This is a genomic window from Cellvibrio mixtus subsp. mixtus J3-8 (genome assembly GCF_000766945.1).
Classification (GTDB): Bacteria; Pseudomonadota; Gammaproteobacteria; order Pseudomonadales; family Cellvibrionaceae; genus Cellvibrio; species Cellvibrio mixtus_A.
The window spans coordinates 44797-58073 of the sequence record NZ_ALBT01000067.1 but is presented as its reverse complement, the minus strand read 5'-3'; the positions used below and the strand labels follow the sequence as shown (position 1 = coordinate 58073).

11 protein-coding genes are annotated in these 13277 nt (G+C 47.3%); 6 read left to right on the top strand and 5 right to left on the bottom strand.

From position 1 onward, the window contains the following. Window positions 1-29: 29 nt before the first annotated feature. On the bottom strand, window positions 30-2807 hold the full coding sequence (locus A596_RS03730) for a carbohydrate binding domain-containing protein (RefSeq protein WP_084128017.1): 2778 nt from the start codon (window positions 2805-2807) through the stop codon (window positions 30-32). Window positions 2808-3049: 242 nt separating this feature from the next. Between A596_RS03730 and rpsT the strand changes: the two genes are divergently transcribed. The 3 genes from rpsT (at window position 3050) to A596_RS03715 (ending at window position 4614) form a co-directional block, all read left to right on the top strand. Beyond that, window positions 3050-3316: a 30S ribosomal protein S20 gene (gene rpsT, locus A596_RS03725; RefSeq protein ID WP_039912752.1), complete on the top strand. Its 267-nt coding sequence runs from the start codon at window positions 3050-3052 to the stop codon at window positions 3314-3316. A gap of 305 nt (window positions 3317-3621) precedes the next feature. Beyond that, window positions 3622-4029 carry a DUF413 domain-containing protein gene (gene maoP / locus A596_RS03720; RefSeq protein ID WP_039912751.1) on the top strand — a complete coding sequence of 136 codons (408 nt, stop codon included), beginning with the start codon at window positions 3622-3624 and terminating at the stop codon, window positions 4027-4029. Window positions 4030-4236: 207 nt separating this feature from the next. Then, complete coding sequence (locus A596_RS03715) at window positions 4237-4614, top strand: TFIIB-type zinc ribbon-containing protein (protein WP_039912750.1); 378 nt, start codon at window positions 4237-4239, stop codon at window positions 4612-4614. Between the two features lie 73 nt (window positions 4615-4687). Here A596_RS03715 and A596_RS03710 read toward each other — a convergent pair whose 3' ends face one another. The 3 genes from A596_RS03710 to gntR all read right to left on the bottom strand — a co-directional run bounded on the left by A596_RS03710 (window position 4688) and on the right by gntR (window position 9564). Beyond that, window positions 4688-7039: a GH36-type glycosyl hydrolase domain-containing protein gene (locus tag A596_RS03710; protein WP_039912749.1), complete on the bottom strand. Its 2352-nt coding sequence runs from the start codon at window positions 7037-7039 to the stop codon at window positions 4688-4690. A gap of 79 nt (window positions 7040-7118) precedes the next feature. Beyond that, window positions 7119-8492, bottom strand: a complete 1374-nt coding sequence (locus A596_RS03705) for an MFS transporter (RefSeq protein ID WP_235425610.1) — start codon at window positions 8490-8492, stop codon at window positions 7119-7121. Window positions 8493-8529: 37 nt separating this feature from the next. Continuing rightward, window positions 8530-9564, bottom strand: a complete 1035-nt coding sequence (gntR, locus tag A596_RS03700; RefSeq protein ID WP_039912795.1) for an HTH-type transcriptional regulator GntR — start codon at window positions 9562-9564, stop codon at window positions 8530-8532. A 159-nt stretch (window positions 9565-9723) separates the two neighbouring features. On the opposite strand from gntR, the gene A596_RS03695 reads away from it, so the two are divergent. The 3 genes from A596_RS03695 to A596_RS03685 all read left to right on the top strand — a co-directional run bounded on the left by A596_RS03695 (window position 9724) and on the right by A596_RS03685 (window position 11213). Further along, the gene (locus tag A596_RS03695; RefSeq protein WP_235425609.1) at window positions 9724-10293 is read left to right on the top strand and encodes a gluconokinase; all 570 of its coding nucleotides are present in this window, start codon (window positions 9724-9726) and stop codon (window positions 10291-10293) included. A gap of 139 nt (window positions 10294-10432) precedes the next feature. Continuing rightward, window positions 10433-10726, top strand: a complete 294-nt coding sequence (locus tag A596_RS03690) for a hypothetical protein (RefSeq protein WP_039912748.1) — start codon at window positions 10433-10435, stop codon at window positions 10724-10726. A gap of 25 nt (window positions 10727-10751) precedes the next feature. Continuing rightward, window positions 10752-11213 (top strand): GNAT family N-acetyltransferase, encoded by a 462-nt coding sequence (locus A596_RS03685; protein ID WP_039912747.1) that lies wholly within the window; start codon window positions 10752-10754, stop codon window positions 11211-11213. Between the two features lie 49 nt (window positions 11214-11262). Here A596_RS03685 and A596_RS03680 read toward each other — a convergent pair whose 3' ends face one another. After that, window positions 11263-13209 carry a phytase gene (locus tag A596_RS03680; RefSeq protein ID WP_052417201.1) on the bottom strand — a complete coding sequence of 649 codons (1947 nt, stop codon included), beginning with the start codon at window positions 13207-13209 and terminating at the stop codon, window positions 11263-11265. Window positions 13210-13277 lie beyond the last annotated feature (68 nt).

The window sequence follows — 13277 nt, the reverse complement described above, 5'->3', positions numbered from 1 at the left end:
TGGCAACATTATTTTATCGCGGCACAACACTAATTCGCCGCGCCTACCGCAATTTCATACCAGAGGCTGGCGGTGTTGCCATTCAATATTAATTGCGCTTTTCCTGCATTATCAATCACAGTCAATTCTGTTTTACGCTGGCCGGTTTCATCCAGGATCCAGGCTTTGGTGCGCGTGCTTGCGTAAGGCAGATCGAGCGCAACCGGAATAACCTCCACTAACGTTGGCGCAGTTCCCCAGTTGGTACCGACAGAATTTTTGGCGGCGCTTTTCCATTGCATATTTGTATTTTCCGTATTACCGGTGGCCACAACTAATATGTTGGCTGCGCTGTTGAGGTCAGCAAAACTACCCTGTTGTGCAGTCAGCGAAACCGTTGCCCAGTTATTCGCAGTTGCCGCAACCTTGATACCTACATTACCCAATGTCACAGCACGGTTATTGATGAATCCAACCAACGCTTTGGTTTTTGCGGTATTAATAGTTACCAACCCTTGATTTGCCTGGGCAAGATTCCATACCAGCTCGCCAGTATCCGAGGTTAACCGGTTTTGATTACTGGCCGCAGGCGCAACACTTTGCCCGTGCGGAATTGCACTCACATCCAGTGCAAAACGTTTGGTAAGTGGAATATCGTCGGGTACATTCAGGTGAGAGCCATTGGCAACATTCCAGCCGCTGCCTTTGCTCGCAAGAACATTCAATTCAGTTGCCGGATCAAAATTCATCAACAATTGGCTATGTGCCGCTGCAACATCACCACGCCGGAACATATTGGCTGCCACTAACATATTGGCCATTTTGGTTGGGTGTGCATTCATGCTGAAAAAATCGCTGAAATAACCCTGGCTCCAATCGTCGTTCGGGCCCGAATCATAAGCGAACATCATGATACCGTCCCAATCCTGCAACGCACCGTAAGCAGCTACTAAAAGCGGACCTTCACTACCATAGATATTGGGCGATGAATGTTGGTATTCGGAAATAGTGAATGGCAATCCGTGGATGCGCTGCTTCGCGAGCGACGTTAGCGTGTTGCTAAAGATATTCACCATCGATTGATTTTCTACGGTCCAATTCACCGCATCCCAATCCGCCGTTGGAAATACCGGATGCTGCCAATAAGCGTGGGCATCGGCGAAATCAAATTGCCGGTGTGTGCCTGGCGGCGTGTTCATGATTGCCGTGCCGGTAATCAAACCGCTAAAACCCACGGTGGTTTTAATGTGGCTTTTCATATCCGCCCAATAAGCGGTTTCCAATTCACGCAAAAAATCAGCCCAATCTTTATCTCGTCCGCTCGTGTATCCCACTGAACGTAAATTGTTGCCGATATTTTTTGCCTCCAGCGTTTGCCCCGCCGGCAATTTCCCGAGGCTGCCACCCGCCCTGAAACTGACATCGCCGATATAAACGGTCGCCAGTTGGTTACCAAAACCGTTGAAGTTGATGCGTAGGTTGTTATCGCTCCGGCTCGCAATAAAATTCGTTTCAAAATATTTCCAATTAGTCGCCAGTGAATAATTACGCTCCACCAATGTAGTCCAGGGAGCGTAAGCTAGCCCCAGCGCTACACCAAGCTGGCGATTGGTCTCCGCCTTGGCCCAAAAACCCAAGGTGTAAACCTGGTCTTTTACAATCGCAAGGTTGCCCTGGTTCAATTGCACGTTCCAACTTGCCGGGCCAGTTTGTGTCACTTTTAGTTCCACACCGGTGCGACCATCAAATGTGCCCGTTGTAGCAACGGCCTTTGCAGTATCGTGCTGCTCGACATTCCAACCCGTTGTGCCGATGGCAAAATTATTATTGGCTAATATTTCAGTCCCGAGCGGTTGATCAATCGCCCCCCAACCTGCCTCCAGTAATTGCGTCGATGCATATTTGGCTGCGAGCCAATTATTCCAGCGCCCATTCAACATCACACTAAAAGTTTGCGGCCATTTATCGATAGAACCATCGTAATACTGCTGGAAAATCCCGTTTTCATTATTGATTTCGACAAAAGCAACGGCAGGATCTTCCGCATAGGTTAAGCCGGTGTAGGGATTTTTATGATTGAGCAATTGGGTAGCAAATTCTTTTTCCAGATTGCGAAAAGCCGGAGATACATAGCCCAACACATGACGCTGTTTCCAATTGAGCTGATTGATATCCGCCGGCAAACCATCGGCAGCAGAAAATTCGCGCGAGTTAATTAAATTAATATTGGAATAAATACCATTGAGTTTCAGCTGATGGATAAAATAATCCAGCTTGTCGAGGTTATCAGCATCGAGTGAACGACTATTGCCTGCGGCATAGTTGATAATACTTTTAGCCCCGAAGTTGTTATCCATATGATGGAAACGCACCAGGTTCACACCAAATTTCGCCAAACGTTTCGCGACCTTTTCCGCATTGGCCTTTGCTGTGACTGTTGAGCTGGCCGTGATATTTACGCCCAGAAAGCGAATGCGCTCGCCTCCCACAGCAAAATGCCCCAGGCCATCTACCTTGACCGCACCAAATTTACCAGCGGGTAAATGGTTCAGTAATGCACCCGATTGGGTAATTCCGCCGGTAGCATCGTCATAAGGCAAAACAAAGGGCACCATCTTATTTGCCGTATTCGCCACAGATGAGCTCGCAGCTACCGGTGTCGATGAAGATGACGATACGGAGATTGAGGACAAACTGACTGCCGCTGAGCTACTGGTGCTGGCTGGCCCGCCGGAAGGTTTACTGCCGCCGCCCCCACTGCCACAACCCGCCACTAATGAAACAAGAACGCAGGGAAGCACATACTTCCCGATGGATGAGTAAATCATGGATGGTATCCCCTGAGCATCGTTATATTTATATCGCTCAAAGTGTATCCAGAATCAGCCGCTTGTCCCTGCCGCGGCGTGTAAACTATCGTAAAACCAACCTTTGTAAAAAGGCATTTCCCTACTGCTAGAAAATCGTTTCTTTGGTTGACAAACTAATCGAAAACGGCATAATGTCGCGTCCCTGAATCCAGACCCTTTTTAGTCAGTTTTATCCAGAATTTATTTATAGGAGCACTAAGGTGGCAAATACACCCCAAGCCAAAAAACGCGCGCGTCAGAATGAAAAAGCTCGCAAGCACAACGCAAGCATGCGCTCTATGGGGCGTACTTACCTCAAGAAAGTGTTGGCTGCTATCGCTACTGGCGACAAAGCTGCTGCGCAAGCTGCTTACGTATCAGCAGTTTCTGTGATTGATCGTATTGCCGATAAAGGCTTGATCCACAAAAACAAAGCTGCTCGTCATAAGAGCCGCTTGAATGCCAAGCTGAAGGCACTGGCTGCTTAATCGCACCGGGTATACAGCTCAAAAAACCGGCTTCGGCCGGTTTTTTTATGCCCGCAATTTGCACATACAGGGCAGATCACCAACAAACGGATGATAAAACCATCAGCCAGGGTAATTTAAGCTCTATACACTGTCACAAAAACAGATTAAATTCGGCAGCAACTTTTGGCTGGAGAGCGATTCCAGCGCTATAACAATGAAAGCAGTGCTTTGGGTAAATCCACCCGGGATGACCGATAACAGGGACGCGGTAATTCGGAGATACTCCAAACCTGATGAGCGCATACTAATAATGGAGATACCCTATGTTGCCGCGTGAGCATTACTTGAAACAAACATTCCAGGATGCAGTCAACTTCCCAGAAGGTTTTGAGAAGGGTGGATTATCCGACGTACAAGCCAGATTAATCCGCAAGCAGGGCGTATTAATTAACGCCTTGATGCAAGAAGAAGTTTCCGATCCGACCAATGAAGACCAGCATATTCTCAAAGTTATAGCCAATCAAAGCGCACCCAAGAGCCCGGTTGAACAGGCCTGGGTCAAATATCTCGCCATCGTCAAAACCCGCCAGGCATCCTCCCCTGCTAAAACCAAAGCCAAACCCAAAGCCAAAACAACAGAACCCAAAGAGGCTGAAACCAAACCAAAGGTAGCCGAGGCCAAACCAGCAACCAAGGCCACCAGGAAAGCCGCTAAAACCGAGGCAGGTTGACAAGCAGGCTCCATTACTGAAAAATCCGCTTACCGAAGGGGAGTAGTTCCCGCTGCGACTGTCGTCATCACGAGCCTTTTTAATCCATCGGCTCCGGCACCGCAGGCAAATGCCCTGCATTTGCGAACGAGACCTTTGTCACAATGACAAAGGTTTCGCGTGCCCGGTCGTTGTGTATTCATTTCACGCACACATCGGAGACACAATATGCACTGCCCAAATCCCAGTTGTTACGAATCCCCGGACCGCCCTCACCTGCTTATTTCCGAACGCTCAGGCATTGAAATTGATTACTGCCCTAAATGTCGCGGTGTATGGCTGGATCGCGGAGAGCTGGATAAATTAATCGAACGTGCACAAGAAGAGGTAACTCCTGCTCCGCAGGCGCAACAAACCGTGCACGATCATCGCCCGCAACAACACCAGGATCAACATTATCGCCCCCAGCACGATTACAAAGAACAACGCCATTACGATTCACAACGCAAACATTATGATGATGACCGTAAACACCACAACTACGGTGGACACTACGGAAAACCCTACAAAAAGAAATCCATACTGAGCGAAATCTTTGACTTCTAATATCAATACCCAAAAACCCAAAAGGCGTGCACCGTGCACGCCTTTTGGGTTTTTGTTTCCACGTTTTTGATAATTAAGGAATCAAAACATCCAATTGATATCGCCGCCCAGCTTCAATCTTGCGTACACAATTATCAACCAGCAATTCACCATCGCAACGCAATTGCAATTTTTCCACTGCACTACGCTTAATACTTACCGCAAAACTTGCACCGCGGAACTCACGTACTGCTTTTGCCTCATTCCAATCCGATGGCAATTGCGGATTGACTCGCAAGCCCTCAGTATCACCCTGCAAACCAAAAATACCTTCTACCAGGCAGCGGTACACCCAGGACACAGTCCCGGTATTAAATAATTGCGATGACCGCCCCGCAGTGCGCGGATATTGATAATACGCACCGCGATAATAGTTAGGGATGTAAACCGGCATCTGTCCACGCTGCAAATAATCCGCTTCCGTTGGACCGGGAATCATTTGTCGCAATAACTTATAAGCGCGATCTTTCTCAGCGACAGTAAACAAACTGTAGATATAAAAAACTGCCGCATGATTATAGACAGAACCATTTTCTGCAGATCCGGGATGCTTTTGGGTTACACGCCCCACATCATCGCGCATGGCAGTATATGCGGGAGCCAACATCGCAACACCATAGGGTGTTTCCAATTGCGCTTCTACCGCTGCAATCATTTTTTTGCGCTGCTCTTCATTAGCAGCACCACCGAGGATCGCCCAGCTTTGTGGATTTAAAAAGATGCGCCCCTCCTTGTCGTTGCTAATACCAAAAACAACATCATCATCAGTGATGCCGCGACCAAACCATTCGCCATCCCATAAGTATTTATTCACCGCCGCATTCACATCTCTTGCACCGGCAATGAATTCTTGCTGTAAATCCGTGCGTGATGTTTTTGCGCAGACATCGGCCCACAAATTTAAAGCGTAAGCGGTTGCGACAGAAAGCCAACCGGAAACCCCTTTACCTTTGTAACCCACCATATTCATCGGATCACACCAGTCACCCTGGGCGATAAAACTTAAGCCGCGATAATCACGCGCTTGCAGCAGCCAGCGCATCGCGCTGCTGATTCGCTCAAACACACTCAGGGTCTTCCCATCATGCCCGGAGACTAGCTCATCCAACATCGCGTAATCGTTAGTTTCATCCAGGTAAGTTTTTAAGCATACCGGCAGCCAAACGCAATGATCCGTGTGTGGAATCTGGTTGATGTATTTCAGCTCTGCGCCTTCCACCAGTAAAATACCGTCGGGCATAGCGCCAGAAGCCTCCTGTTGGCTCAGCGCATGTAAAAATGCAGCGCGAGTGATTTCGGGCTTGATAAATGTCATGCCCATATTGTCCTGCAGATAATTGCGCGTCTGTGGATCAGTGGTGAGGCGATTTACATCGCCATGATAAAACACCTGGCGCGGCAACCAATTGTTTACAAAGTTATCCAGCCCGGCATCCGGTGTTTGAATTTGCAAGCAGCCATTACCACTTGCCACATATGCAGAATATTCAGCGCGCGCTTTGGCAAAACCCTGTTCACTTAAATAAGTGTCACGTATTTTTTTTATTTCTGCGTCATCAAACGCCGGCCCAAAAATAAAACGATAAACCTGTTCGCCATTTGCCGACAACTCCAGGCGATATTGCAAAATCGCTGCCGGAGTTTCATAACGGGCGTCTCCACCAGACAACGTTTCCTGTTGCAAAGCTGATGGATTATGCAGCCCGCCTTCACCTTCAAAGGTTTCCTGTTTTGCGTCCCATGCTATCGGTTTCTGTTCATGCAGGAAAAATGTTTTGTCTTTAAAGAGTTTATTTTTAAAGTGATCCGCTACTTTTTGATAAGGCGTTACGCAAGTCGCTACCACGCCACCGAGGTCAGCACGATACTCCGCCGCTTGATTCATCCACGACATATAACCCACAGGGAAATACGGATAAACACTAATGCGTCGCGCGCGCGCGGAACGATTGGTAACTTTTACATCCCATAACTCCACCACATCCGCAACCGGCAATGACAGCGTAATTTCTATCTCAATGCCCAGGGATTGCAACGTCCAACGCAAATCACTTTTGCCAATCGAAAATATATAATTTTCGTAAGGTGCCCGCACCGGCTCATAAGGTGCCGAAAAAATCTCGCCAGTATCTTCATCCTTCACATAAAAAAAGCGACCGGGATGATGCGCATAATAAGGTTGCTCTGGCTGCATAAATGTTTTCGCTTCCAGATTGGGCGCATACGCATATTTGGCCGGTTCCGGTTGCATAAATTGCGCAACAGCATACCCGCGACAAGTCGATTGGATCATCATGCGCTGGTTCCATAAAAAACCGGCGGCACGCGGCATGGCAGTGGGCGTTAGCAAATCGTAACGCTCACCATTGTGTGAAGGTCTTAACATATCAGTTACCTGAAAGAAAAAGGTACCTGAAAAGGTACCCGGATGAAAAGTTATCTAGAGTTTGTATATAGTTTGAAATTTATATCTGCGCCTTACGGGCAGCCAGGTCGATCTGGATTTGCTTCAGGGTTTTGTTATCCAGCGAGTAAAAAAACATGCACGCAACAGCAAGCACCGCAAATACCGCAGGGATAAATGACATCAACATAACAATACCGGTTTGCGATGCCTCCGTTTGTGTTGCATTGGCAACGTAACCTAACGAAGCAAAAATAACACCCATCATTAACGCCGCCAACGCATTACCCAGTTTTTGCGAAAAAGTTGCCGCCGCAAATGTCATTGCCGTAGCACGGCGCCCGGTCTTCCACTCATTGTAATCAGCGGTATCCGCATACATAGAAAATGCCAGCGGTGATTTCGGCCCCAATACAAAGCCAATCGCAATTTGTAGCGCATACATCAATTCCACTTGCTCTTTAGGGATAAAATAAAATGTAAATGACAATACAGCGGTGATACTCATCAATATCATCATCAATATTTTTTTATCGATATAACGAGTCATTAACGGTGTAAGTGATGCGCCGACAGCCGCAGCAGCCATATAAGCAGGCACAAATGTTTTAATGAGATCAGGGTTGCCAACGTAGTATTTAAAATAATAAGCCGCTGAACTGGTGCGCAATGTAATGGTGATCATAATGATCAGCGCCAGGAAAAACAGCACAACCCAAGGACCGTTGCGAGTAAGGTCTTTAATATCCTGCACCACTGAGCTCGGCTCAGGGGCGATTGGTTTTACCCGCTCTTTGGTATTAAAGAATGTCCAGATAAATAAAATACTGGCTGCAATTCCCCACACTACCATAGTTAATTGCCAACCCAGGCGCTCATCGCCCTGCCCTAAATATTTCACCATATCCGGGGTTAAATAAGTCACCACCGTACTACCAGTAAATGCAAAAATAAAACGCAATCCATTAATGGTTGAACGCTCCTGGGTATCACTCGACATGACCCCGGATAATGCGTTGTAAGGAATATTGATGCAGGTGTAACACACCATCATTAACAAATAGGTACCGTAGGCCCAAATTAACTTTCCATCTTCACCGAGATTTGGTGTGGTGTAAGTAAGCACACCGGCACAGGCGAGCGGCAATGCCATCCAGATTAAATAGGGGCGAAACTTTCCGAAACGACTGCGCGTTCTGTCCGAGAGCGCACCGATCATTGGATCAGTAAATGCGTTAATCAGTTTGATGGTAAACATCATGCTGCCGGCGGCAAGTGCAGAAATACCGAATACGTCGGTATAGAAAATCATTAAAAATGTAGCAATATTGGCCCAATAAAAATTGAAGCCCAAATCAGCAATACCATAGCTGATTTTTTCCCGCCAACTAATGCGCGAGTCTGTCGTCAATACCGGGTTTTGATCAGTGGTCACAGCACACCTCGATAATAATTATTGTAAGGCGCAATCATCAGAGGCGACTGGTAGACACGCGTTTTTTGATTTCATAACCCATATCCACCTTTTTGGATTCAATGGGTTTTTCGTTGAGCACACGGATAATCATATCAGCGGCTTTTACCCCCATCTCATAACGCCCCACCGATACACTGGTGAGCGATGGATTCACGTAGGCAGCGGCTTCAATATCGTTAAACCCGCAAATTGCAAGATCCTGGGGGACATTGATATTCATCCGTTGGGCTTCAAAGAGCGCCCCCAATGCCAGGTCATCGTTCACACAAAAAACGGCATCGACAACTCCGTTAGTAGATGCCATCAAACTTTTGAACAACTCACCTCCCACACCAATAGATGAAGGTTCAGGCGTGGTCACAATTAAGTTTTTATCAAACTTGCCCATTTGCTCCAGTGCCAGCTTGTAGCCTTGCATACGCTGCTGAACACGCGGATCCATGCGCGCGCCGATAAACCCGATGCGCTCATACCCCTGGCCAATTAAATGTTTAACCACATCGTAACCCGCACGGCCGTGGGCAAAACCCACATTCATATCGATAGGGTCAGCGAGTAATTCCATTATCTGCACGATAGGAATTCGCGCCTTGGTAAGGAAGTTTTGACAAGCCTTGGTTTGATCGCCACCCGTGATAATCAACCCTTCCGGTGACTGGCTCAGCAAGGTGCGGATCATCTTCTCTTCTTCGAGGGGGGAATAATGGGTATCGACCAACAAAACCTTGTAGCCACTCGCCCCCATCACTTCATAAATCCCGCGCAATACCTCGGTAAATACGATGTTGCTGAGCGAAGGGATGGCAACCCCGATAACCCGGGATTTGGAAGACGCGAGTGAACTGGCATGCTGGTTCGGGATGTAACCCAGTGAATCAATGGCTTTTTGGACCTGGATACGCAAGGACTCCGAGACTTTTTCAGGCTGGTTGATAACGCGGGACACAGTGATAGCACTAACACCGGAAGCATTGGCAACATCAACCAAAGTGATTTTTTTATCTGAAAGTCTTTTTTTTGCGGTTTTCATAGGCAATATCTGCACTTGGCTATTATTTTTTGCTAACATACCACAAGCACAATGGTTGCGCTATCATCTGCATTGATCGGGCATTTTTGATTGCGATTCCATTGCATCATCCAGCAGCAAGCTGGATTTAGTCGTAGGATGTACACGAGACCACAACCAATGCAGCACTCATTTGCCATTACCAACCCGGATGCAGAGACCAACCTGATCATAGTGATGGGCGTGTCTGGCAGCGGTAAAACCTCGGTGGCACAAGCCCTGGCGAACCATTACGGTTATGAGTTTCTGGATGGCGATGATTTCCACAGCCAGGAATCGCGCGATTTGATGGCCAAAGGCATCCCGTTGACCGATGCGATGCGCTTGCCCTGGGTGATCCGGATGCGCGATTACTTTCGCGATGCCGGCACCAAAAACCAACATTCCACCCTCGCGTTTTCAGGATTAAAGCGGGCCCACCGCGATGAATTGCGCAAGGCAGGACTCAAAACGATTTTTATTTTCCTCCAGTCTGACAAAGACACCATTCAAACCCGCGTTAACAAGCGCGCTGGCCATTTCATGGCTCCCAGTCTGGTGGACAGCCAATTTGATAGCCTGGAAGACCCAAATCACGAAGCCGATGTTTATCGTATCGATGTGCGTGGCTCGCTCGATCAGGTTATTGCCCAGGCGATTGGAATTATTGATCGCGAAGTGCACCAACAACCGGATGCCATGCTCGCCTGAGCAACTCCCACCTTAAAAAAAGATCACTAGTGCCAACAGAAAATTAATTTTCGGCTTGGCATTCCTTTGCGCTACCGCCAGAATGTGAACTCTTGCGAATATGGTTGATCCAAGCATCAACGCTCACGGAGATTCATACATGCCCGGCCGGAAAACATTATCTTGTTTCAGTTTAATTGCACTGACCCTTACCCTTTCAGCCTGCGCGGGGAAAACCCAATTTCGCAGCGCGTGCGATAAAGAAATTGATGCAGCCTGGAGTGAATTGTCCATTGCGAAAGCCGATGGCTTCAGCGGGACCGTCAGCTATACAAAAGCGCTCAGTTTGATTACCGCCGCACGCACTATGCAAGCGGTGGAAAATTTCGATAACTGTTACAACAATGCCAAAGATGCGCGCTTCTATATCCGCGAATCGCGCAAAGGCCAATAACTCTCGCATTAATACCTGAAATATTATGGAAATAATTCGACTGGCAGGCCACAACGATCTCAGCGGCCTGCTTTCTCTCTACCGCGAACTGCGTCCTAAAGATCCAGAGCTTCCTGCTGATGTTGCATCCAGCCGCATGGATGAATTATTGGCAAATTCATATACCCACCTGATTGTGGTTGAAGCCAACCAACAACTTATTGCCAGCTGTATGCTGGGCTTAATCCCTACACTCACCAACGGCGCTCGCTCGATTGCAATGATTGAACATGTGATTACCACCAATGTCTGTCGCGGCAAAGGAATCGGCAGCAAAATGCTACGCTTTGCGATAGAACTGGCATGGAGCAAAGATTGTTACAAGATCGTATTATTATCGGGTGTGCAGCGGATAGAAGCGCATCGGGTTTATGAAAAGCTGGGCTTTCGGGGCGATATAGAAAAAGGCTACGCATTAAAACCTGAATGGTATATTCGAGCAGTATGAAAAAAATAGCGCATCCGATGCGCTATTTTTTATTCACTATTAAAACAGGTTACTCTAATTGCAATGCTTCGCGGATTTTTTTCCAGGCAACATATTTAAAATTCTGCGGCGCTTCCGGCATTACTTTATGCCCATCCTGTACAACCAATAAACCTTCGCTAAACGCCCCCCCAAAATTTACCGAACTCACCTCCAAACCATCAGTTTCAGAAACACCATCAATATTATTGGCTGCGTCCAGATCGATACGAACAATTCCACGCACATTGAACGGCGGCAATGCATCCATCACCACAAATGTATTATTACCCTGGCTTGAAACCACAACATACGACTTTTCCTTGCCTGCATAAACACCAACACCTTCAACATCAGCTACCAGGGTATCGCCCGCAGCCAACACCAATTGCGGTAGCGGGCTTGCATTTGCATCCGCACCCAAAGTCCACAAAGCAACATCTTCTTCACCAATAAATAAACGCTGGTGCTGATCATCTGCTACACAACCTTCCGGTTGGCTTTTAACAAAAAAACGACGCACAACCTTACCTTTCCAGCTTATCGCTTTCTTTTTATCGATAGTTGCCGTTAGCTCGATCTGTTGGAATTCACCGCTTTTTGCGTTGGGAATTGCATAGGTTTTTACCGGTGCATTTGCTGATGCCGGTGATTGATACATACAAAAGCCATAAATCTCTTCAAGATTGGTTTTTACACTGCCAGAAAAATTTAAATTTCCAGTCGCTGGGTCAATGGTATAAATCGCCAGGCTATTGTCATCGCGATTGGTCGCCACCGCGATATCCAACTGTTGCTGCCCAACCGGAATGCCGTAACGCACATCCACATTATTTAATTTACCGGTGTTGAAATGTTGCACCTCTTTGCCTTGCAAATCATAAACAAATAAACCTTGTTGCTTATTAGTGCCGATAACGCGGCTTTGTTGTGGATTGTGTTTATTAACCCAAATAGCAGGATCATCAGCGGCATCACCAAAACGGGCCATGACGTGAGTTTGCGCATCAGCGGTTACCGAACTAATTGCTAACGCCGATTTTTTTTGCGCCAGAGTGTGCGCATGGCCCCAGGGAATGACAACTTCATGGTGTTGCTTTTTTCCTTCATCAAACAACACCGCTGTTATCTGCTGCGTTGCCGGATCATAACGGGCAGCGAGATGTTCGGCCTCATCTATATCATTCACGGCAATGCTATTTATTAATTCAAGCTTATCCGTACGATATGCATGCAACTTCTTTTGCTCGCCATCAAATACCAATAGGCCGCCAGGAACTGCACTTACCAATTCCGCCGCTTCACTGAGCCTGCCAAACGGCGCGGACATATCAACCACACGCCGCCCCGGTGATGACTCAACAGACGCACCGTAAGCCCAAACACCAATAGATTCCTCAGCAATCAATAAATGCTCGCCAGCATCATCAACCGAACAGGATTTACTGTTAGGTGCGATAGGAAGGCTGCGTAATTTTTTGATCTGCTGATTACCATTGGCGTCCAACACCAACCAATGCTCAGCTGTGCCGCGTTCATCCAGCAAATACAATGATAAATTATTAGCCGTGTCACGGCTTAAGCACAGGTTTTCAATTTTAAATGCAGGAATCGGTAAACGCGCCAGCACAATAATTTTTTTACCGGTTTTATCCAATGCGATCAACGCCGCCTGCTGTTCCGGTAATAATACGGTGGCAGCCACGTCGAACGGGGTTAATTTATTGTTGTAATTAACCTCGACATTCTCGCGCACATCCAACAGTTCTGCCGATGCAGCCAAATGTGCTTTGCGTTTACCTTGTGCATCAAACCAGGTTATACCTGCCCGATCATCAACACTCAAATAGTTTGATTGGGCTAAAGGAGCAACGGCACCCGCCTGGATATTTTTAGATAAGGTTTTTTGCTCTTGCGCAACAGCACCAACAGATAAACAAACGCAGCCTGACAATAACATAACGACTATTTTTTTCATGGACAATATTCCCTGGTGAATGAAATATGCATCTGGCAACAAACACTTCATAACCCGATGCATATGTG

Coding starts and splice junctions, on each gene's coding strand:
- gntR (WP_039912795.1), bottom strand. CDS start 9,564: ATGAAAACCGCAAAAAAAAGACTTTCAGATAAAAAAATCACTTTGGTT.
- A596_RS03685 (WP_039912747.1), top strand. CDS start 10,752: ATGGAAATAATTCGACTGGCAGGCCACAACGATCTCAGCGGCCTGCTT.
- A596_RS03730 (WP_084128017.1), bottom strand. CDS start 2,807: ATGATTTACTCATCCATCGGGAAGTATGTGCTTCCCTGCGTTCTTGTT.
- maoP (WP_039912751.1), top strand. CDS start 3,622: ATGTTGCCGCGTGAGCATTACTTGAAACAAACATTCCAGGATGCAGTC.
- A596_RS03690 (WP_039912748.1), top strand. CDS start 10,433: ATGCCCGGCCGGAAAACATTATCTTGTTTCAGTTTAATTGCACTGACC.
- A596_RS03715 (WP_039912750.1), top strand. CDS start 4,237: ATGCACTGCCCAAATCCCAGTTGTTACGAATCCCCGGACCGCCCTCAC.
- A596_RS03680 (WP_052417201.1), bottom strand. CDS start 13,209: ATGAAAAAAATAGTCGTTATGTTATTGTCAGGCTGCGTTTGTTTATCT.
- A596_RS03710 (WP_039912749.1), bottom strand. CDS start 7,039: ATGTTAAGACCTTCACACAATGGTGAGCGTTACGATTTGCTAACGCCC.
- A596_RS03695 (WP_235425609.1), top strand. CDS start 9,724: ATGCAGCACTCATTTGCCATTACCAACCCGGATGCAGAGACCAACCTG.